The sequence below is a fragment of the Paraburkholderia strydomiana genome, from assembly GCF_031456815.1.
Classification (GTDB): domain Bacteria; phylum Pseudomonadota; class Gammaproteobacteria; order Burkholderiales; family Burkholderiaceae; genus Paraburkholderia; species Paraburkholderia caledonica.
In genome coordinates, this window is sequence record NZ_JAVDVL010000012.1 from 140,215 (window position 1) to 162,164 (window position 21,950).

Below are 21,950 nucleotides of genomic sequence, written 5' to 3' on the forward strand. Positions count from 1 at the left end.
TTCTTTTTGGAAGGCGCGTGCGCCGAGGATCGGGATCGGTTGAGGGGGGCGAGTATAGCCGACGCCTGCGTCGCGCTATCCCGCTTTCAGACGCCGCTGGCGTCCACACTGGGCCGCAGTTCGTAGTGCGAGCGTTTTTCTTCGTACATCAGCAGATCCGCGCGCTGCACGCCGGCTTCAAGGCGGTCCCCGCGTTGGCACGTCGCGGCTCCCATTGAAAAGCTCAGCGGCGAGCCCGGATAAAACTGGTTGTTCATTTCGACGAGTTGGCGAATCGCGTCGATCATCGCCGCGCCGCCGCGCTCGTCGGTGTTCGGCATCAGGATCGCGAACTCGTCCCCGCCGATACGGGCGGCCTGGAACGGCGACTCCATGGCTTTCGCCAGCACTTCGCCTGCGCGGCGCAGCAGCGCATCGCCGGCAGCGTGGCCGAGTTGGTCGTTCACGCGTTTCAAGCCGTTCAGATCAGCCATGATGATGGTGACGGGCCACGGACCTTTGCGCTCGAGCCGGTTCAGTTCGTCCACATAGAAAGAACGATTGCGCAGCTTGGTGAGCACGTCGTGCTTGCCGAGAAATTCGAGGTACGCTTCGGCCTTCTTGCGTGCGGTGATATCGGTCAGCGCGACGAGCACGAGGTCCCAGTTCTTTTCGTGACCGGGCAGCACCGAGAATTGCAGATGCACGTGCACCTCGCTGCCGTCGAGCGAATAGTTGAGCACCTCGCGCTGCTGGAACAGTTTGCCTTCCCACAGGTCGAGTAACTGCTCGCGGAAATGCGGCCCCATGTCGTCGCGGAACACTTGCGGCAGGCGCGCGAGCAGCGTTTTTTTGTCCGGCGCGGCGAACATTTCGAGCGTGTGCCAGTTCACGTCGAGCACGTGAATCTCCTGCATGCAGCGCTCGACGAACTCCGGATGCACATCGGTAAACACGCGGAAATCGCTAATCCCGGCTGCCCGCGCCTGATCGAGCAACTGCTTGACCGCGCTGAAATCTTCGACCCATAGCGATACCGGCGAATGCTCGAACAGGCCGCGCGCGTATTCCTCGGCGAGCGTCACGCGACGCCGCGCCGCCTCCAGTTCGGTGATGTCTTCGACCGACACCAGCACGCGGTCCCAGCGCTCCTCGTGACCCGGCAGCACGGAACCCTTCAGCAGCACGTCGAGGCGCCGACCACCAAGCGTGTAGTTCACGGTCTGGCTCGTGAAGTGGGCTTGCCCGGCCCACAGCTGACACAGTTCTTCCAGGTGCGTCTTCAGCATATCGTCGCGGAACACCGTGGCGAGATTGTCGTTGAGCGTGGCGAAATCGGCGGCTTCGAATTGCGTCAGCGTCTTCTGATTCACCTTGATGACCCGAATGCTACGGGCGCATTCCGCAATCCGTTCGGGCGCATTTGCGAAGTGCGCGCGCAGGTCGGTCACGCCTTCGGCGCGCCATGCGTCGAACAGATCGCGCACGCCGCTGAAGTCTTCGACCCATAGCGAGACGGGCGCGAGGTCGAACATCTTCGAATCGTCGTTGGCGGGCTCGGGGACGCCTGGCAGAGTATCCAGCATGAGGTTCTCTTAGCGAAAAGTCCGGCTATTTTACGGCCCCTTTGAAGTCGCCTAAAAAACAAACGGCTTTCATCGGCTTGCAGCAGGGCTTCGCGTCAGCACGCAATAATTGGTCTTGCTACACTCGATTCGACGCGTTTCGTTTGCAACCTGCACACACGCCACCGGGAAAAAGGACGGACATGAAGCCTTCTCTGCTGATTCTCATTCATCTCGACGACGCGAGCCGCGCTTCTATCGAGGCAGAATTCGACAGCGTCTACGCGCCCGATCCGGCGCAACATGCCGCTGTCATCGCCACTCACGGCGCAACGATCCATGCGGTGCTGACGAACGGCACACGTGGGCTCAGCGCGGCTGAGATCGATCGCATGCCGAAGCTCGAATTCGTCAGCGCACTCGGCGCGGGCTATGAAAACGTTGCCGTCGACCATGCGCGCTCGCGCGGCATCGTGCTCGTGAACGGAGCGGGCACCAACGATCACTGCGTCGCCGACCACGCGTTTGCGTTGCTCCTGTCGATCGTGCGCGATGTGCCGCGACTCGACGAGGCGACGCGTGAAGGCGTATGGCGCGATGCATTGCCGATGCGTCCGGACGTCTCCGGCAAGCGTCTCGGCATCGTGGGGCTCGGCAACATCGGCGAGAAGATCGCGCGGCGCGGCGCGGGCTTCGACATGGAGATCGGCTATCACAACCGCAAGCCGCGAGAAGGCACATCGTTATCGTATTTCGACGGCGTCGAAGCACTCGCGCAGTGGTGCGATTTCCTCGTGATCGCGACGCCCGGCGGTGCGGGTACACATCATCTGATCGGCGCCAGGGTTTTTGAGGCGCTGGGCCCGGATGGTTTCGTCGTCAACGTTTCTCGCGGCAGCGTGCTCGATACCGCTGCGCTCGCGCAAGCGCTCGTAGCACGGACGATCGCAGGCGCGGCACTCGACGTCTACGAGGGCGAACCGCAGCCGCCTGCTGCCTTGCTGAAGCTGCGCAACGTCGTGCTGACACCGCATGTCGGCGGACGCTCGCCCGACGCGATAGCGGCAGCCGTGAACAATTTTCTGCGAAACGCTGCCCGGCATTTCGCCGGCGAGCCTGTGTTGACCCCGATCTGACCAGACGCCGCTGTCTTTCGTCTGTCCATTGCGACCTCTGTGAACGCCGCCGCCTACGCATTTGCCAGAGGTGCAATGGCGTGGCGGTAGATTCATAATGAGTATCCCGCGTCATGGTCGGCCTATTGGTGATATGAAACGCAGAGATGCGCTCGCTGCATGCTCGCTAGGCGCTCTGCTCAGCCCGGTCAGTCTGGCTCGCGCATCGGCGGGCAGACCTCGTGTGGTGTTCCTCAACCCGGGTGAGGCCGTCGAGCATGGCACCGGACAGCACTGGCAACTGGTGTCGGAATTCATGGGCATTGCGGCGCAGTCTTTCGACATGCGTCTCGACGTTGTGTACGCCGAGCGGGATCATCTGCTTATGTTGCGTCAGGCCGAGGAAGTCGCGCGCCGGGCCGATCCTCCCGATTACGTGGTGATCGTCAATGAAAAAATGGCCGCCCAGCAGATGCTTCGGTCGCTCGCTCGCTCGTCTTCGAAAGTTGTCGTCATTCATAACGACGTGACCGCGCGGCAACGTCGTGAGATCGGCGACGAACGGCAAGCCATACGGAACTGGATCGGAACGGTGACAGCCAACGCGGCGAGCGGCGGCTATCGCCTGATGAGCTACTTGTGCGGCCGGCTAGCCGGCGAACCGGCCAGGGTGATCGGCATCACCGGAGATCCCAACACGCCGGTTTCGCAGGAACGCGCCTCGGGTGTCGACGCGTTCCTGTCGCGCGTCGGCGGCTCGCGAATGTATCAATTGGTGTTCAGCGACTGGAGCTACGCGGATAGCGAGGAAAAGACGCGCGTGCTGCTTGCGCGCTATCGGGACACCAATCTTGTTTGGGCTGCTAATGACTCGATGACCCTCGGCGCGTTGAGCGCGGTCCGGGCTCGGGGCGCGCGCGTGCTCGTAGGCGGCATGGGCGCGCTGCCAGGCGCGCTGCGCAGCGTCGCCGAAGGCGGACTGGCAGCGATGGTGGGCGGCGACTACTTCATCGGCGCGTGGGCGATGGTGCTGCTATACGACTACCATCACGGCAAGGATTTTGCGGCATCGGGAGGCGCCCGCCAGACGCTGGACTTTCTGAGCGTGGTTCATCAGGGGAACGTCGAGCGCTTTAGCCAGGCGATCTTCGATCATGGCGACGAACTCGATTTCACGATGTTTTCGAAGGTTCGGCATCCCGAACCCGGCCCCTACGATTTCAGTCTCGCGCGGCTTGTCGGTCCATTCGCCGGGAGCGGGTGATGCGTCCATTTTCGCTTCCGGGTCTACGCTCGTTGAATCTGCATGCGAAGCTCATGCTTGCGCTCGCGATACTGGTCGCGGTGGTCGCGGGCACGTCGGCTTATCTGCTGATCGAGCGCCAGCGCGCGCAGAAATTTTCCGAACTCGAAGAACGTGCTGCGCGCATTTCCGATCTGTTCAGCCGTTCGCTCGCGTTGCCGCTATGGAACGTGGACCGCGGCGCGATCAGCGCCCAGCTCGCCGCGCTTTCGCCGAATCCGGAGGTCGTGCAGTTCACGGTCACCGCGGTAGGCTATGGCGTCGTGGCCGAGGCGAAGGGTGCACGCCGTGCCGACCCGTCCAGCGACGTGGTGCGCGTGCGGCCGATCGAATACCAGCCGCCCGGCAATGCGCCGCGCGAGAAGCTCGGCGAGGTCCGCGTTCAACTGTCGAGAGCACCGGCAATGCAGGCAATGCGCGATGCGCGTAACGCAATTCTCGCGACGATAGCCGCGATGGTCGCCACGCTCTACGCGGCCACGCTGGTCCTGCTGAATGGCATGGTGCGAGGCCCCGTCAACCGGCTCGAAGAAATGGTGGACCGCATAGCGGGCGGCAATCTCGATGCGCGCTGCGCAGTGGAGTCCGACGACGAACTCGGCCGCCTCGCTGCGCGCGTCAATGCAATGGCGGACCGCCTGCGCGAATCGACGGCGCGCCTTTACGACAGTGAACAGAAGTACCGGAGCATTGTTGAAAACGCGCTCGAAGGCATTTTCTGCCTGCACCGCAACGGCTGGCTGGAGGAAGCCAATCCGGCGATGGCGCGTCTGCTCGGCTACAGCAGCGCAGACGCGCTGGTCGCTGCGGGAACCGGAGAGCCGGGCAAGCGGCCGTTTTCGTCCGAGCTGGTGGACGACCTCTTTGCGCGCCTGAAGCGGGACGGCGAAATAGCCGAGCTCGATTTGCAGCTCACGCGACCTGACGGCACGGCTATCTGGGTACAACTGAGCGCGCGCGGCGTCGCGCACCCGCATGGCGATATCGTTCGGCTTGACGGCCTGCTTGCCGATGTCACGGCTCGCAAGCATGCGCTGGACAATCTGCGCCGCCACCGCGACAGGCTTCAGGTGGAAGTCGCTGAGCGCAAACGCACCGAGCAGGAACTGCGGGCTTCGCGCGAGGAGCTTCGGCAATTGTCCTGGCACCTCGAAGTGATTCGTGAAGAGGAAAGAAAGCGTATCGCACTCGAAATTCACGACGAACTCGGCCAGCTTCTGACCGCGCTGAAGATCGACATTTCATTGCTGCAGATGAAACTGGCGGCCAATCCGGACGCGCTGCGCAAGACCGAAGCAATGCGCGAACTCGTTGAGAAAACCATGTGGATGGTGCGCAATGTGGCCAATCATCTGCGGCCTGCAGCGTTGAATTTCGGCATTGTGTCCGCGCTCGAATGGCTCGCCGAGGACTTCCACGGACGCCACCACATTCGCTGCTCGTTCGTGACATATGGCGACGAACCCGCACTCGAGGATTCGTGCGCGACGGCGATTTTCCGCATTGCGCAGGAGTCGCTCACCAATGTGGCGCGCCACTCTCGCGCGTCGCGCGTGGTATTGACGCTGCGTTCGGACGACGCGTCGATCGACCTGGAGATTCGCGACGATGGTTGCGGTTTCGATCTGAATGCCGTGTCGGCCGGGCACCGCGGCTCTTACGGATTGCTCGGCATGGCCGAGCGCGCCCGCCTGATCGGCGGAGCGCTCTCGATTGCGAGCAGCGCCGGTTCGGGTACTGTCGTCGCGGTGCGCATTCCTCTATCGGACGATGTGCGGGCAACGTTCGTGTCGTGAGGTGGTGTGACCTCCCGGCTACTTGTGCGTGATGCGCCTTACCGTACTGGTAACCAGGTCGACGTAGAAGAGGTCTCCGTCTTGACCTGCTTTCAAATCCACCGGTCCTCCTTGCAGACCCTTCGCAAAATTCTGTGGCGTGTTGTCGGGAGGCCGCATTGTCCAGATGCATTTGCGCAAAAGATCACCGAAGTACAGCGCGTTCTTGAACTGAACGGGGTAGGTCGTGCTCGTGTCGTCAGTGAACCCAATGGCTGAGAGCACGCTGCCGTTCTGGTCCGGCCCTCCGCCGGACGGCTTGCCGCCGCAGGCCTTCCCTTTTCGATCGTCGAGCGTGACGTAACCCAGGTGAGCGTAAGCAAAGAACGGCGCAGTGACACCCCCAACGCTCCCGCAGTAGGCAGTGCTCTGATAGTCGGGTTGCGGAGCCGCAGCGGCGTTATTACTAGGGTTCCATCCTTCGTAGCACGGCCATCCAAAGTTCTGGCCTTCGACGCTCACATGATCGATGGACTCCCAGGCGTTCCAGCCGACATTGCCGATATACAGATCATCCGTGCCGGGCGCGCGCGCAAAGCGGAAAGGATTGCGCAGGCCGTTTGCAACCGTGGCAATGCTTAGGGTGGTCGTGCCTGGATTCGCTATCCGCAAAATAACGCCATCGCTGTAGGGCGAGACACCCTGACTGCGGAACGCCCCCTGTGGCAGATTCGTTCCATCGCCGCAAGCGTTATCCAACTGACCGTCGTCGACCTGATTGAAGCTTGCGCCGTCGCCAGCGCTAACGTAGAGCGTTTTGTTATCCGTTCCGAAAACCAGGCCACCGATACTGTGGGACGTGTAGAAGAAGCACCAGGTCTGGTTGCCTGACGTTGCGGCGGGCAGGATCTTCGTTTCGCCCGTCCCTGTCAAAAGGGAAAGCTGGCCATGGGTAAGGACGTTTCCGCTGCACGCCCCAGTAGCAGGTGGCGTGGTGTAAAGCACGTAGACCTTGCCGTCGTTCGGGGATCTACTGCAAGCCCGAGCAGTCCCCGGTCGGAATCATTGCAGACTTTGCCGCTCAGGTTGCCAAACAGCAAACAGGTGGGAGAAGACAAGTCGCAATTCCACACCCTGCCGCCTTTTTCGGCAACGAAAACCCTCGTTTTATTCTTGTTGAAACTTATCGCTGTCGGCTGGTTAAGACAGCCGCTGTATAAAATCTGCTCGGTGAAACCCTTTGGGAGGGTCGGTTGCGGCCTGGTGATGGAAGTGGGTTGGCACGTAACCGACTGCGTAACAACCGCAGCATTGGAGACAGCGGCGTTCGGGGAAACTGCCTCCGCCGCACCGGGCGGAAACGGTAGAGTCAGCAACAGTACCAGCGCGGCGATTGCGCCGCTTTGGCTAAACCAGTTTTTGCTAAAGCGCGACATTTTGACCTCCCGCACGGATCGGACCGCGAGGGCAGCGCCACCCACCGCGTGAGTCGTTTGCTTTCGACGCCGCAGATGTTAAATAGTGGTCTGTGCAACGGTGGGCGGCGGACAAAACACTGTCAGCGTTTGCCACGCGAGCCGGCCGAGCGGGACGCTGAAGCGTGAATCCACGCTGCGGGACCAGCACTTGTGCCGGATGCGCCGCGACGCTCGGCGCAACGGCTAATCGATGTGCTTTATTTGATGGCGTCGTGGTCGGGTTTGTCGGATTACGCCGCCGCAGCTGCTGCGAGCGACTCTTTCCGGCAATGTAGCGCGTCGAGGTCGGCCAGCGTCGGTAAAGCAGGAATACTAACCCATCGGAGATGACCTGCATGAATGAGCAGCCGGTGAAGACGGTCGCGACCGGGAGTTTGCGGATCGCTTTCCTCGACTATGGTCCCAGCGACGGTTGGCCCGTCATCCTGTCGCACGGTTTTCCCTACGACGTTCATGCCTTCGATGACGTGGCGCCGATCCTCGCCGACGCTGGAGCGAGAATCATTGTTCCCTATACGCGCGGGTTCGGTCCTACCCGCTTCGCTGCCGACGCGATCATGCGAAGCGGGCAACAAGCCGCGCGCGGTCGCGATATCGTCCAGCTTGCGGACGCTCTCGGCCTTGAGCGCCCGATCCTCGCCGGCTTCGACTGGGGCGGCAACGCGTCGTGCGTCGTCGCGGCGTTGTGGCCGGAGCGGATAGGTGGCCTTGTCTCGTACGCGGGCTACGACATCATCGATGTCAGCGCCCAACGACGTCCATCCGCGCCTTCGCTCGAGCACGTTTGCTGGTATCAGCATCTGTTTCAGACCGAGCGCGGGCGCGCATGCCTCGCCGAACACCGCCGCGACCTGTGCCGGATGCTGTGGGAAGAGTGGTCGCCGGGCTGGCGGTTCGACCAGGCAGTATTCGACCGTACGGCGGCGTCCTTCGACAATCCTCACTTCGTCGATGTCGTAGTCCATTGTTACCGCCACAGCTTCGGCCTCGCAGCCGGCGACCCAGCGTTGGACTCTCTCGAACAGCGCCTCGCGCAAAAGCCCGCCATCGCGGTGCCCGCAGTGACGCTCGACGGCACGAGAGACCCGCTGAAACCCGGTGGGACGTCAGATCACAGCCGCATGTTCATCGCCGCGCACGAACACCGCGTGATCGATGCGGGACATAACCTGCCGCAGGAGCAGCCCTCGGCTTTCGCCGACGCGATCCTCAAAGTACGCGAGTGGCTATAAGAGCGGCGTGCCGCGCTGTCCGATGACCTGGACAGGCGGGTGAGCAACTCGCCGTCGTTCCCGTTACGCCGAGCGACGAACGATCGCCACACTCACCCGCAAGCCCCCACTTCGCCGCACGCCGTGCAGAAGTCGCATCCGTCCTTGCGAATCACGGCGTTCGCGCCGCACGACCCGCATTTGCGTCCCAGCATCGAATGCAGTCCTGGTAGCACGCCGGGCTGCGCCGATTGCAACGTGCTGGTTTCGGCTTCGCCCGGATGCGGGCGGATGCCGAAGTCCGCGGGCAACGCCGTTTCCGCTTTCATCTGTCCGCGCGGCAAACGCGCGAGCAGGCGCGATGGAACCTGATTGCCCTCGGCATCGAGGAATCCACGCCGGTGCAGGATCTGCTGGATTGCAAAGGCGAGGGCGGCGACTTCCGAATCGTGCCAGCGCGGCGTGCGGTGCCCGTCCAGACGCTGCACTTCGCCAAGACGCACTTGCCCGCGATCCCACGACACCTTGCGCATGTCCTGCAGATTGCGTGCGACGAACCCGCCGCGCGCGGCGAGCGACAGCGAACGCATGGTCGCCGTGATCCACTGCTGCGACTCGTCGCGCTGACCGGTCGGGATAAAGAACTCGATGGGCCGCTCGATGGTCACGTCTTCTCCGCCGAGACGCCCTGTCACCTCGATAAACGACACCGCGACGTATAGCGATTTCTTGCCGGCTTGCGTCAGATACTCGACCTTCTCGATGATCGCCGGCAGCTCGCCTTTTGGCCGATGGTCGATCGCGATACGCAGCGGATCGAGATCGGTTTCGGCCAGCGTGTCGTCGGCTTGGGGCGGACTCACGCTGAGCACCGCGCCGAGAGTTTCGTTCGGCCGATACGTGGCGAGACCCTTGAGGCCGCTTTTCCACGCATCGAAATACAGGCTCTCGAAGGCTCCGAACGGATAGTCGGCGGGCACGTTCACCGTCTTCGAGATCGACGTGTCCACGTAAGGCTGCACGGCCGCCATCATGTCCAGATGATCGCGCGCGGACATTTCGAGTGCGCTGACAAAATAGTCGGGCAGCCGGCTCACGTCGCCGCCCAGCTCGCGATAAAGCCGGTACGCGTAGTCTTCGACATCGAACGATTCGCGGCCGCCGTCCGCCATCACCTTCATGCGCGTGTAGGTCCACGAGAATGCGGGCTCGATGCCGTTGGACGCGTTGTCCGCGAATGCGAGGCTTACGGTGCCGGTCGGCGCAATCGACAGAAGATGGCTATTGCGAATTCCGTGACGGCGAATCGCCTCCTTGATGTCATCGGGCAAGCGCGATGCGAACGTGCCGGCTTCGAGGTAGCGCGCGGCATCGAAGAGCGCAAACGCGCCGCGCTCCTTCGCGAGTTCCACCGAAGCGCGATACGCCTCGTCGCGCATCAGCCGCGCAATACTCACGGCGAAGTCGCGGCCTTCCTGCGAGTTATAGCGCAAGCCGAGCATTACGAGCGTGTCGCCGAGTCCGGTGAAGCCCACGCCGATGCGGCGTTTCGCGCGCGATTCTTCGTATTGCTGCGGCAGCGGCCACAGGGTGACGTCGAGCACGTCGTCGAGAAAACGCACCTGCGTGCGCGTGCGCCTCGCGAGACCGTCCCAGTCGAATGACGGCTTGCCGCCTTTCATTTGCGCGAACGGATCGATCACGAAACCCGTGAGATTCAGCGGGCCGAGGTTGCAGCAGCCATAAGCGGGCAGCGGTTGTTCGCCGCAAGGGTTGGTCGCGCGAATCGTTTCGACGGCGCGCAGGTTGTTGTCGTCGTTCATCCGCGAGATGAAGACGATGCCCGGTTCTGCGACGTCGTAAGTGGAGCGCATGATGCGGTCCCAGATCGCGCGCGCGGGCCGCTCGCTGTAGACCCACATACCGTCGTTCCGCTGCCTGACGTCGCCTGCCGCGCGCAGCGCAGGCGACGGCTCGGCGCGATGCACGAGCTGCCAGGGCTGATCTTCTTCGACCGCTCGCATGAATTCGTCGGTTACGCCGACGGAAACGTTGAAGTTGTTCCAGCGTCCCTTCGAGTGCTTCGCCTCGATGAATTCGAGCAGGTCCGGATGATCGCAGTCGAGCACGGCCATCTGTGCGCCGCGCCGCGAGCCCGCGCTTTCCACCGTGCGGCAGGACGCGTCGAACACATCCATATAACTGCACGGCCCGGACGCCGACGAACTCGTGGTGTGAACGCGCGCGCCCTTGGGCCGGATCGCCGAAAAGTTGTAGCCGACGCCGCCGCCGCGCCGCATCGTCTCCGCGGCTTGCAGCAGCGCGACGTAGATGCCGGGCAGCCCTTGTTCGTCCACGCCTTGGATCGCGTCGCCGACCGGTTGCACGAAGCAGTTGATCAGCGTGGCCGCGATGCCGGTGCCCGCCGCGCTCATGATGCGGCCGGCGCCGAGCGCGCCGTGTCGCAGGTTATCGACGAAAAGCGCTTCTACCGATTCGCGCAGTTCCGGCGGTTCGGCCTCGGCGACGCCGCGGGCGACGCGCCTGAAGACGTCGTCGGCGGATTGCTCATCGCCTTTCGCGTACTTTTCGAGCAGGACGTCGGTGGCAAATTGCTGCGGAGCGACTAGAGGAGTGGGAGGCGCGCTCGCCGCGCCGGTGTCCTGCCGGGTCGACGGATGCGGCGTGTCTTCTGCCATGGTATGCCCTCGAGCAGCGCCGTGGCGCGCACGGCGCGATAGGTGAATATGCACGTCACGTTACCGCCGCGCGGTGGGCAGGCGGGTGACGTGACGCAAGCAGGTCCACCTTAACGCACGTGGCGAAGGGCCGCAATCGGGGGAGGGTTGTGCGCGGCGCGGTCTGGGAACCGCATGGCCGCACCGGCATGCAGACAGGGATACAGCAGAAAAATCAGGCTTCGGCGGGTAGCGCGCCGACAATTTCGGCGCAGATCATGGCGGAAGCATTCGCCGGTGCTGGGCGCTCGGCCGGCTTGAATACCGCGTCGCCGCGTCGAATCTTGCGACGCGTCACCGCGCAGGTTCCCGAAGTGTGCGCGGATCTGCGCCGCCAGCGCTGCTCGCCGTAATGACATCGCCCCGGCTCGACCCAGCGGATCACCAGCGTCGTGTCGGAGCGCTCGAGAATTTCGATGCGTACGCCGTTGGTACCGTCAAGGGGGATGGACTCCAGGGTCATCATCGTCGGCTCCGTATTTGTGGGTGTGCCGAATGTAGACCTGCGCGCGCCGCAGAGCCATTGTGTCCCCGTTGAAACACTGTTCCCCAATTAGCAACAATCAGACTTGACTTTCGAAGGGGCTTGAATCGGCGGGGCTTCGCGCCCCGCTTGCTATCACGAAATCGGATAGGAGCGTTTTTTGCAACGCAGTGTTGTAATCGCTGAGACACCAGAACCGCGGTCAGAGGCGTGCGCGCGCTTCCTTTAAGATGTCATTGCGATGGTTCGAGCGCGTTCCGCAAGTCTAACGTGTTTGGCTTTGGCGAGTCGGCTCGCGCGCATCCCGGTTTCAACATTGGCATTAATAGAAGAGCTCACATGAATTCACGTCCACCCGTCACCCCGCCAGACTCGACGCATTCCACGGAGTTGCCGGCAACGCCTGGGCGCGTCAAGAAGCAGAGGGCGGCTTCGCTGGTGCTTTACATTGGGCTCGTGCTGCTGGCGTTGTGGGTCGTGCGCGACTTCATCCCGGTGGTCGCCTGGGCAGGCGTGCTGGCGATTGCCTTGTGGCCGCTGCTGCGCAAGGTCGAAGGCAACCGCTGGCTCACCGGCCGCACCACCTTGATCGCGGCCGTGCTGACCCTTGCGATAGCGTTGCTCGTGGTGCTGCCGGTCGGCATCGGCATTGCGCAGGCCTTGCGCGAAGCGCGTGACCTCAGCGAGTGGTTCAAGACCGCGCAGGAGAACGGCATTGCAATGCCGGATTTCCTTCACCGTTTGCCGTTCGGTGCCCAGCAGGTCGCGGCCTGGTGGCAGACGTATCTCGCGCCGCCGTTGCGCGATTCCGCAGCGATGAAGGGCTTGCACAGCACCACGGTCGTCACGCTCGGGCGGCACTTCGGCGCGCGCGCCGTGCATGCGGTCACCGTCTTCGCATTCATGCTGGTGACGTTGTTCGTGATCTTCCAGGCAGGGCCGCGTCTGTCGGGCGCATTGAGCCGGGGCCTGCGGCGCGGTTTCGGTGAAGACGGCGCGCAGCTCGTTCAGCGCATGGCCACGGCGGTACGCGGCACCGTGTCCGGACTCGTGGTAGTCGGACTCGGCGAAGGCGCGTTGCTCGGCGTCGCCTATTTCGTGACCGGCTTGCCGCATGTGGCGCTGCTTGCGCTGATCACCGCGATTGCTGCGATGTTGCCGTTCTGCGCGCCGATTACTTTCAGCCTCGCCGCGTTGTGGCTGTTCTCGCAAGGATCGGTGGCGGGCGCGATCGGTCTGCTGGTGTTCGGTGCGATCGTGGTGTTCGTCGCCGAGCATTTCGTGCGGCCGGTGCTGATCGGCAACTCGACGCGCCTGCCGTTTCTGCTGGTGCTCTTTGGCATTCTCGGCGGCGCCGAGACGTTCGGCCTGCTCGGCCTCTTTATCGGCCCCGCGTTGATGACCGTGCTGATGGTGCTGTGGACCGATCTCGTGCAGTAGTTGCACGCACATCAATGCAATGCCCGGTCGCGCTCTGCGCGGCGCCCGCATCTGCGCGGCGCCCGCATCTGCGCGGCGCCCGACTCAAGGCCGCTGATTCGACGGATGCTCCTGCACCGGCGATCTCGCGCAGCCGAGTGTGTATTTCAATGCGCCCGGTAGAAGGGCGCTCCATACGTCCCACGTGTGGCCGCCGTCGATAATGCGCAGCGCTGCCGGATTGCCGGCTAACCGAAGGTGCGTGTAAAGCAAAGACGCGTCGGCCTGAATGGCGAGATCGTCGTCGCCGGCGGCGATAAAGACGGGCACGCGATAAGGCCGGCTCATATAGCGCTCCCACTGCGCCGGGTAGTTCAGCTCGTGCCAGATGCGCGGATCGAATTGCCGCTCCCCGAACACGCCGACACGTCGCGCGGCCGAACCGCGCGGCGGCTCGTTTGCATAGATGGCAGGGCTCAGCAGCAGCGCGCCGCAAAACCGTTCCGGCTGCGTCATCACGTAGCGCAACGCGCCGAAGCCGCCCATCGAGACGCCGCCGATCATCCGCCCGGCGCGCTGGGTCGATACGGCGTAGTGCGTTTCGATCTCTGGGAGGAGATCGTCGAAGAAAGCGGTCTCCATCTTTTCCTTGCGATCGACGTACCAGTCGGTGCCGCCTTGCGGCATCACGACCGCGACCGGCGGGATATCGCGGTGTTCGATCAGCGCGTCGACCGTGCTTTGCAGATGGCCTTGGGTGATCCAGTCATTCGCGTCGCCATTGTTGCCGTGCAGGAGATAGATGACCGGAATGCGCGCGGCGTCCGGACGATAGCCGGTCGGCAGATAAAGCGTGTAGGACCAGTCGCGTCCGAGCGCGGACGAATGGAAGCTTCGACTCGTTACCGTGCTTGCAAAAGACGAAGCGCCGCAAGCGGCGCAAAGAACAGCCAGCACGGAGTGTAGGAATGGACGCATGTCAGGGTAGGAAGCAGCCGCGCCAGATGACGCGCGGCCGTCATGCTATCAGCATCCGGTGGATCTTTGTCCAGAGAGCTTTACGGCGATCCTCTGTTCCGGATACCGGGCACGCAGTGGGGTAAAAGCTTTGCAAAGCGGCGTGTCGAGGTGCCGCCATGCGCATTGCCTTCGGCGCGTTACGGCGACGTGCGAAGCCGCGTGGTGAAAAGACGCGTCACGAGGCGCTTGAGCGGCTCGGTCCCGCACGCGACGGCGAACAAGGCCGTGACCGCGCACGCGTCGGCGAGCAGACCGAGCGGATAGTTCAGATAGCCGTCGGTTGCCGCATACAGCACCGAGTCCACCACGAGCGAGATCACTGCGCCGGCGATGAAGCACAGCAGGCCCTTGCGTCCAATGACACCGATCAACGGCAGCGACTCAGCGAGTTTTTTTGCCCAGCCAAGCTCGATCAGGTTGGCGACAAGCCATGCAATGGCGAGGAAGTTGACCGCTCGCAAGTAGGACAGGTTCTGCTTGAAGCTCGCATCGAGCGGCTCGCGTTCAATAAAGAGCTTGTAGTAAGCGGCGAGCGCCACTACCGAGCACGCCGCGAAAGTGACGAGCCAGCCCAAGCGATGTTCGCTCACTCGCTGATAGACGGGCTGGCAGCGCGCGAGCGCGCCGAGCACGAACAGCAACTGCCAGGCGAACGGGTTGAAGTCCCAATGCATGTCGGGCGCGGCCGGCAGATACGCATTGATGGCCGGCGCGCCGGCCCACAGCGCGACGCTGCCGGCAAGCAGAAGCCAAGGCTTGCTGCGCGCAAGCGGCAGGATCATCGGCACGAGCAGCGCGAAGAAAGCGTACATGGGCAGCACCGACGCAAGATAAGGCTGGCGGCGGAACAACAGGATGTCACGCATGGCGGCGACGGGCGTGTCCATCAGGTCGTCGAGGTCGGTGATCGCGAGGTTCGGCGCCTCGATGCTGAATGCGTTCAGGACCGCGCTCACGAGCAGCATCAGGCCGGCGGTCACGAGAAACGCCCGATAGATTTCCAGCGAGCGCCGCAGGAAGCGGTTGCGCGCGATGGTTTCGCTACGCCGCTCGGCGAGCGCCGCGTAGGCCGTCGCGGTAGCAAAGCCGCCGAGAAAGACGAAGACTTCCGCGGCGTCGCACAGCGCATACGCGTGCAGCGTGACGCGCGACAGAATGCTTCCGCCGATGTGGTCCACCACGATGATCAACAGAACGAGTCCGCGAAGAAAGTCGAGCTCGACTAAACGGGATTGCGACGGTTTCATTGTTTTTATGCCAAAAGCAGCCGCGTGCGACGGCGCGCTCTTTCAGCGCGTCGGGCGTCTCACATGGCTTTGGAATAGTGGATGAGTGCTGCGGCGGCCGCGCAATCGCGTTGCCGCTGTCGACCGGCACGAAGGCACGGTTGCACGATGCAGTAAAAATGACCCGGGCAGAGCGGCGGAGTTCCGCTTCGGTGCCGCGAAAGTCAGCGATTATATTTCTTTCTGTGACAAGTCTGCTCGGAGTCACACAAATGGGAAGCCCGCCCACATGGGTTGTCGGCGGAATAGGCGGTTAAAGACAGTGGAGATTTCGCAACGTTTTGACATATCCAAGCGACACCCAATGGACGGACGGCTTACGGCGTGTGAGGATTTCCCGTAAGCGCGTCAGGCATCTAGAAGCGCGTTGTCGTAGGGTCAAGAAGAAGGCGTCGGATCGAGTTAGGCCCATTACTCGAGTGCAGGGGGATCGTCATGAACAAGCAAGTGTTCGCGCTCGCTGTTTCCACCGCTGTGTCCGCCGCTTTCAGCGCACCAGCTTCGGCACAGACGAGCGTCACGCTGTATGGCGTGCTCGACGAAGGCATCAACTACACGAACAACGCCGGCCGTGGCCATGCCTACGAGTTGGCGAGCGGCTATGCGCAAGGCAGCCGATGGGGGCTCAAGGGCGCGGAGGAACTTGGCGGCGGTCTCAAGGCGATTTTTCAGCTCGAGAATGGTTTCGACCTGAGTTCCGGGCGATTCAATCAGGGTGGCCGTATGTTCGGGCGGCAGGCTTTCGTCGGCCTGAGCGCGGACCGCTTTGGCACGTTGACGTTCGGGCGCCAATACGATTCGGTAGTCGATTATCTGGCGCAGACCACGGCCAATGGCAATTGGGCCGGTTCGCTCTTCTCGCACCCCTACGATAACGACAACACGGATAACTCGTTTCGCCTCAACAACACCGTCAAATATACGAGCCCGTCGCTTAGCGGTTTTCAATTCGGCGGCACATACAGCTTCAGTAACGATACCAACTTCGGCAATAACCGCGCTTATAGCGTCGGCGGACAGTACGCCTATGGAGGGCTGCTCGTGAGCGCCGCCTATTTACAGGCCAATAATCCCGGCAATGGCGTGAATGGCGCAATTGCCGCCAATGACGCCAGCTTTATCGCAACCCGCATGCGCGTGTTCGGTGGCGGCATTACGTATAACTTCGGTCCGGCTACGGCGGGTTTTGTGTACAGCAACTCCAATTATCTGAATCCGACCGGCAATGGTTATCTCGGCGTTACGCCGCTGGTGCCGCCCGGCGTATTGCTGAATTCGTTGAAATATCAGAACTTCGAGTTGAACGGAAAATACCAGTTTTCACCGGTGCTGTTCGTCGGGGCGCAATACGTGTACACGATGGAAAATTACGATGCGTCGAGCGGCGGCGTCAAACCGAAAATCCATTCGTTTGGTTTGATGGCCGATTACAACCTGTCCAAACGCACCGATGTCTACATTCAAGGCGAGTACCAGCACGTGACTGGCGACTCCACTTACTCGATACTCGATGATGCGTTTATAACCGGCGCACAAGCGCCGTCGTCGACATCGAAACAGGTCGTGGTGCGCGCCGCGATACGGCATAAATTTTAAACTTGAGTCTGTACGCCGCCGCCGATAACGACGATACAAGAGAAAAACGCGCCCGGTGAGCAGTTCACCGGGCGCGTCGTTTTTTGCCGGTCATTCGCACCGGCTGCTTCATTCGATACTCAGTTCATCAGGACGTTTTGCACCAGAATGCCGGCCATCACGCCTGCGGGAATGCCGAAGGTTCGGCCGCGGAGAGTCGCACTCAGATCTTCGTCGAGAATAAAGCTGCTGCGGCGCTTGCTCCATACCGTCTTGTACAGAACCGGCCTGGTGTCGGCGATAAGGAGCGAGATGACCGTCGTCGCAATGACCTGTTCGAATGCATGCAGTCTGGCCATGAGCGGGGAAAATTCAGCCCCGACGCAGAACAGCACCATGATGGCGGTAGCGATCACGGCGCCAAAGAAGAAACCGCTCATGAAGCGGTTGGCTGATGTAAGAGAATCCACTTGAGCCTCGACTTCTTCATCGTCCGGGTGAGGGTTGATGAAGCAAAATATTCTGAAGGGAAGGTATTTCAGTTGAGTAACTGGGGAGCTTTTTCGGTGCGCGGCAGTCAGCATCAAAAGAGGCCTAAGAATATTTTTTTTATGCTCTTCAACCTATCGTCCGTTTCCTAATCACGCTTCGGAGAAATCCTAAAGCGCGAGGGCGGATACGGGCTCCGCCCCGGCTCAGTCAACCGTGGGACATTGACCTGACTTCTTCGATGGAGATTTCATGAGCAATCGTGCGACGCAAATTCTTCCTCACCATCGCTATGTTCATTCGCTGGGCGCGCCGCTCGCCTGCGTGCAAGGCACAATCAGCAAAGTATTCGCGAGTCCGGACAACCACCACGGCGCGAATCATCAGCATATGGTCATCAAGATCGACAAAATGTTGAAGTTCGAAGGCGGCACGCAAAACCTGGTGGGCACAGAAGTGTTCGTGGCGGTTCGCTTCGGCGACAACGAGGGACTGTCCGAAGAGATCCCCGGACTACAAGCCGGTCAACCGATCGAGGTGCAAGGCGAATACATTCCCGAGGCGAGCGCCTATCCGACCGACGACAATTCGGACCCTGTCCTGCCAGTCCTGCATTTCACTCACCATCCCGTCGGCTACGTGCGCTATGCGGGGCAGTACTACAGCTGATGCTTGCCGGCTCGACCGCCGTGCGTGGCCCATCGCCTTTTCGAACCGGCCATTCAAGTTATGACGGCGGCGTGCCGTTAAGCAGATGGCGTCGATCGCGTTGCCCGCCCGTTGCGCGCGCAACGACGCATGCAAGGGCGTGCGTAACGTTTGTATCAGACTGTGTGACGCGCCGGGTTTTCTGTTGAAGCCACTTTACAATTCTGCTGGGAATTTAGTCCGGTCTGGCCCGTCCGCGAAGGGAGTGGCTGCTTTGAGCGCCCGAATCCGCCGCCGCGCGAGCGACGAATCGACGAGCCGGGCCGGTCGAATGCAAGGCAAGAACAGCAAGGGTGCGGGGCGCGCAACGCGCGCTCGCCAGGTCGCAACACGAAAGGCTGCGCGTTGTTCAATCGCGCGCATCGCATGCGGCCAGGCGCCTGCGACCTGCCAACAAGATACGTCAGGATTCGAACATGATCGGAAAGCGTTTCGACAGAGCAATGATGGTCAGCATTGCCGGCGCGTGGCTGGCGCTTGCGATGACCGGTTGCGCGAACGTCGGGCAGCAGGGTGCGCAGGGCGACGGAGCATCGGCAACAGGCGCCACAAGCCTTGCAGGCACGGCGGGAGCGTCTGCATCGGCGAATACGCCGGCGCCGGCCGCCAATGAAGCCTCACCACTCAGGAGAGCGCCGCCGCTGGTGTATCGGGTCAAGCGCGGAGACACGCTGGCGCGCATCGCGCAGCGTCATCATTGCAGTGTCGGGCAGTTGCAGGCTTGGAATGGCCTCAAGGCATCGTCGCGGTTGAAGCGGGGCCAGGTGTTGCGTGTTGCATCGCCGGAAACGGTGCAGGCGGTCAACGCGGCAGCGGCTGCCGCGAAAGCCGCCGCTGCTACGTCGAGCGCCTCTGTCGCGCAGACTTCCGCGGCCGATGGAGCCGCAGCCGGAACGTCGTCAGCCGCGCAAGCTTCGACCGGCCCGAGCGCCGCCGAAGCGCGCGAAGTCGCGCAACAGACCATGCGTCACGCGAACGGTGTTGCGCTCGCGTGGCCGGCGGGCGGCCGGGTGGTCGAAGGGTTTCAGCCGGGCGAAACGCGCGGCATAGAGATCGGCGGCAAGGCAGGCGATCCGGTTCGTGCTGCGGCCGACGGCAAGGTCATGTACGCCGGTACGGGGCTGAACAGCTACGGCAGTCTCATCATCGTCCAGCACAACAAAGACTTCCTCACCGCCTACTCGCATAACCGCAAGCTGCTGGTCAAGACCGGAGACATCGTTCGTCAAGGGCAGCAGATCGCCGAGATGGGCGATCAGAACAACTCACGCGTCTCGGTCGGCTTCGAATTGCGCCGCGACGGCAAGCCCATTGATCCAATGCCGTACCTGCCGCAAGGACGCGGCTAGGCGCATCTCGTCGGGCGGCTTCAGTCGAGCTGCCCGAGCCACCCGAGCGCCGCCGCGACGATTGCTTCCGGCGCATCTTCCTGCACCAGATGGCCCGCGCGCGGCACGGCCTGAAAGCGCGCCTGCGGAATCAGCGCGGCCAGACGACGGCCGCGCTCCAGCTCAATCCACCGATCCTCTTCGCCCCACAGAATCTGCGTCGGGCAGCGCAGTTGCGCATAGCGGGGTTCGACTTCGTCTGTGTAACGCTGATCCATTTGCGCGATCTGGCGGTAGAACGCAGCTTGCCCTGTTGCGCCGAGCCATGGTGTCACGTACGGCGCAAGCTCGTGATCCGAGATGTCGCGCGCGATCGCACCGCGCACATACGCGTTGACCACGGCCTCGTGAATATAGGGCGGCAGCCCTGCGAAGGCGTCGCCGTGGCGGCGCACGTGCTGGACGAACGGCGAACCCCACGGCGCGAGCGCCACCGGATCGATCAGCATGAGGCTGCGGTAGTCGCAACCGTTGATCAGATGCGCACGCAACGACGTGGCTCCGCCGAAGTCATGCGCGATCACATCCGGGCTCTTCAATTGCCAGTGCGCGAGCAACTCGGCGAGCAACTCATTCTGGACACCGAGAGACACGTCCTGGCCGTCGCACATGGCGGACTGCCCATAGCCCAGCAAATCGTAATAATGGACCGTGCGATGTTGCGCGAGATGTGGCGCGATGCGATGCCAGACATAAGATGAAAACGGTGTGCCATGAACCAGCACGAGTGGCGGGCCGGTTCCTGTCACGTTGAAGCGCACGCTTTGATCGCGGAACGTATAGGTTTGGGGTAGCGGCCAGTCGTTCATGGCAGTGAGCGGTTGTGACGAAGTCTGCTTACGTTAGCAGGGCTCGCGACAGCATGCATCACGGTTTTGCGTGGTTTTAAACGGCCGGCGCCGCGATGCACCGCCAGACGCTGCTCGGTTGACCGCCCACGTCCCGCAAAAGCTCACCGTAAAATTGTTCAGCAAACCCAGGCAATTTGGTCGATAGGTCTTTCATCGCGCTTGCACGGCACCTCCATCGACCAGTCGCTCATGCATCATCTTTACGAATCGCGCATGAATGCCCTTGAATCAGGGCGATTTTGCGCCGTCATGGTTGGCAAAGCCTGGTAATCGCTGATTGGCGACGCTCCGCCGCTTAGGAACAACCACGCCGGATAGACGCAGACTCATCACATATAAAGGCTTGCGAACGGTGAGGAAATCCGGGAGACGCGGCCTGTCAGTGACTACTTCGACTACTTCGCTTGCGCGCCGCGCAAGAGTTGCGATACCTGGCCATGCAGATGCAGTATCGCCGGATCGGCCTGCAACAGCGGCAGATAACGCGGCAGGAAAATGTTGTTCGGCTGGTCGGGGGAGAAGAGGCCGGTAACGGCTTCGGCAGCGGCGATCCGGTCCGTGGCGTCGGCTTCCTTGTCGTCGAGAATTTCGTCGACGTTCGCGATGATCGTCGAGAGCGGCGTGAGCCAGCGGAAGCCCGTACCGTTGATCAGCACTTGCAGAAACGCCGCAGGCGTAAGCGGGCCGAATTCTTTCTCGTACGACGCGCGCTCATGATCGAGTATCGCCTTATGCAGCGCCAGCAAAGGTCTGCGGATCTCCGAGAGGAATTGGGTGCATTGCTGGTCGTTCATGATGCGGCTCCTTCGGATGGTCAGTGCAGGTCTCGCCCATGCTAACAAAAATGCGGCGCCTGGGGCCGCTCCGGTGCCATTGCACAGCAATGGCGGGGTCCAGGCGAAGTTCTTAATGCACGGCTACAATTCGCCGAACCCTCACAGTCACTAGCGCGATGCCTGGCGTGCAGTTACGCGACGACGCGTTTGCAACGGCGCATATTGGCATTGCGCATTAGTCATTGCTGTCGAATAAACGCGACGAGTCATTGCGTTTTGAACGCAGGTCATGACTAAACAGCCTGGCAAAAGATAACCCCACAAGGAGTCGCTCATGACAACATTCAATATCAACGGCGAGACACATACCGTGGACGCGCCGCCCGACATGCCTCTGTTGTGGGTCCTTCGCGATCTCGTCGGCTTGACCGGCACGAAGTTCGGCTGCGGTATCGCTCAATGCGGCGCCTGCACCGTTCATCTCGACGGCGTCGCAGTGCGCTCGTGCGTATTGCCGGCGGCGGCTGTCGGCGACAAGAAGATCACGACCATCGAAGCAGTCGGCAACACGCCCGCGGGCCAGAAGGTGCAGCAGGCGTGGCGCCAACTGGACGTGGTGCAATGCGGCTACTGCCAGTCGGGCCAGGTCATGTCGGCGGCCTCGCTGATTGCGAGCAACCCCAATCCTACCGATGCTGACATCGACGCAGCCATGGCCGGCAACATCTGCCGCTGCGGCACGTACAACCGCATCCGCGTTGCAATCAAGCATGCGGCGAAGGGAGTCTGA

Annotated in this window: 18 protein-coding genes; 9 read left to right on the forward strand and 9 right to left on the reverse strand. The window is 62.1% G+C overall.

Translation table 11 applies throughout. The annotated features are described in order from the left end of the window. Positions 1 to 86 precede the first annotated feature (86 nt). Entirely contained in the window at positions 87 to 1,565 is a 1,479-nt protein-coding gene (locus J2W46_RS27150; RefSeq protein WP_310357828.1) for a sensor domain-containing diguanylate cyclase, read from the reverse strand. Positions 1,566 to 1,747: 182 nt separating this feature from the next. On the opposite strand from J2W46_RS27150, the gene J2W46_RS27155 reads away from it, so the two are divergent. From J2W46_RS27155 to J2W46_RS27165, 3 genes are all read left to right on the forward strand, one after another. Beyond that, entirely contained in the window at positions 1,748 to 2,680 is a 933-nt protein-coding gene (locus tag J2W46_RS27155; RefSeq protein WP_310357830.1) for a 2-hydroxyacid dehydrogenase, read from the forward strand. 133 nt (positions 2,681 to 2,813) lie between these two features. Then, positions 2,814 to 3,923: an ABC transporter substrate-binding protein gene (locus J2W46_RS27160; protein ID WP_310357832.1), complete on the forward strand. Its 1,110-nt coding sequence runs from the start codon at positions 2,814 to 2,816 to the stop codon at positions 3,921 to 3,923. After that, entirely contained in the window at positions 3,923 to 5,758 is a 1,836-nt protein-coding gene (locus tag J2W46_RS27165; RefSeq protein ID WP_310357834.1) for a sensor histidine kinase, read from the forward strand. The genes J2W46_RS27160 and J2W46_RS27165 overlap by 1 nt, the downstream gene beginning before the upstream one ends. Positions 5,759 to 5,776: 18 nt before the next feature. Here the strand turns inward: J2W46_RS27165 and J2W46_RS27170 are convergent, their stop codons facing one another. Further along, entirely contained in the window at positions 5,777 to 6,742 is a 966-nt protein-coding gene (locus J2W46_RS27170; RefSeq protein ID WP_310357835.1) for a PQQ-dependent sugar dehydrogenase, read from the reverse strand. A gap of 808 nt (positions 6,743 to 7,550) precedes the next feature. Here J2W46_RS27170 and J2W46_RS27175 point away from each other — a divergent pair. Beyond that, entirely contained in the window at positions 7,551 to 8,447 is an 897-nt protein-coding gene (locus J2W46_RS27175) for an alpha/beta fold hydrolase (protein ID WP_310357837.1), read from the forward strand. Positions 8,448 to 8,539: 92 nt separating this feature from the next. Here J2W46_RS27175 and J2W46_RS27180 read toward each other — a convergent pair whose 3' ends face one another. Both J2W46_RS27180 and J2W46_RS27185 read right to left on the reverse strand, forming a co-directional pair. Continuing rightward, complete coding sequence (locus J2W46_RS27180) at positions 8,540 to 11,125, reverse strand: adenosylcobalamin-dependent ribonucleoside-diphosphate reductase (protein WP_310357838.1); 2,586 nt, start codon at positions 11,123 to 11,125, stop codon at positions 8,540 to 8,542. Between the two features lie 214 nt (positions 11,126 to 11,339). Next, positions 11,340 to 11,627: a DUF3331 domain-containing protein gene (locus tag J2W46_RS27185; protein WP_027779345.1), complete on the reverse strand. Its 288-nt coding sequence runs from the start codon at positions 11,625 to 11,627 to the stop codon at positions 11,340 to 11,342. A 360-nt stretch (positions 11,628 to 11,987) separates the two neighbouring features. Between J2W46_RS27185 and J2W46_RS27190 the strand changes: the two genes are divergently transcribed. Continuing rightward, a complete protein-coding gene (locus J2W46_RS27190; protein ID WP_310071364.1) occupies positions 11,988 to 13,088 on the forward strand; it encodes an AI-2E family transporter in 1,101 nt (366 codons plus the stop codon). An 84-nt stretch (positions 13,089 to 13,172) separates the two neighbouring features. Here J2W46_RS27190 and J2W46_RS27195 read toward each other — a convergent pair whose 3' ends face one another. Further along, positions 13,173 to 14,045: an alpha/beta hydrolase gene (locus tag J2W46_RS27195; RefSeq protein WP_310357840.1), complete on the reverse strand. Its 873-nt coding sequence runs from the start codon at positions 14,043 to 14,045 to the stop codon at positions 13,173 to 13,175. Positions 14,046 to 14,224: 179 nt separating this feature from the next. Then, entirely contained in the window at positions 14,225 to 15,334 is a 1,110-nt protein-coding gene (locus J2W46_RS27200) for an OpgC domain-containing protein (RefSeq protein WP_310357841.1), read from the reverse strand. Between the two features lie 474 nt (positions 15,335 to 15,808). On the opposite strand from J2W46_RS27200, the gene J2W46_RS27205 reads away from it, so the two are divergent. Beyond that, entirely contained in the window at positions 15,809 to 16,969 is a 1,161-nt protein-coding gene (locus J2W46_RS27205; protein ID WP_310357842.1) for a porin, read from the forward strand. Between the two features lie 119 nt (positions 16,970 to 17,088). Here J2W46_RS27205 and J2W46_RS27210 read toward each other — a convergent pair whose 3' ends face one another. Continuing rightward, positions 17,089 to 17,532: a hypothetical protein gene (locus tag J2W46_RS27210; RefSeq protein ID WP_310357844.1), complete on the reverse strand. Its 444-nt coding sequence runs from the start codon at positions 17,530 to 17,532 to the stop codon at positions 17,089 to 17,091. A gap of 157 nt (positions 17,533 to 17,689) precedes the next feature. Between J2W46_RS27210 and J2W46_RS27215 the strand changes: the two genes are divergently transcribed. Then, complete coding sequence (locus tag J2W46_RS27215; protein WP_310357846.1) at positions 17,690 to 18,106, forward strand: hypothetical protein; 417 nt, start codon at positions 17,690 to 17,692, stop codon at positions 18,104 to 18,106. Positions 18,107 to 18,561: 455 nt separating this feature from the next. Beyond that, complete coding sequence (locus J2W46_RS27220) at positions 18,562 to 19,494, forward strand: peptidoglycan DD-metalloendopeptidase family protein (RefSeq protein WP_310357848.1); 933 nt, start codon at positions 18,562 to 18,564, stop codon at positions 19,492 to 19,494. A 20-nt stretch (positions 19,495 to 19,514) separates the two neighbouring features. On the opposite strand, the gene J2W46_RS27225 is transcribed toward J2W46_RS27220, so the two are convergent. Then, on the reverse strand, positions 19,515 to 20,342 hold the full coding sequence (locus J2W46_RS27225) for an alpha/beta fold hydrolase (protein ID WP_310357849.1): 828 nt from the start codon (positions 20,340 to 20,342) through the stop codon (positions 19,515 to 19,517). A gap of 437 nt (positions 20,343 to 20,779) precedes the next feature. After that, entirely contained in the window at positions 20,780 to 21,178 is a 399-nt protein-coding gene (locus tag J2W46_RS27230; protein WP_310357850.1) for a hypothetical protein, read from the reverse strand. Positions 21,179 to 21,494: 316 nt separating this feature from the next. Between J2W46_RS27230 and J2W46_RS27235 the strand changes: the two genes are divergently transcribed. Beyond that, positions 21,495 to 21,950: a (2Fe-2S)-binding protein gene (locus J2W46_RS27235; RefSeq protein WP_020070414.1), complete on the forward strand. Its 456-nt coding sequence runs from the start codon at positions 21,495 to 21,497 to the stop codon at positions 21,948 to 21,950.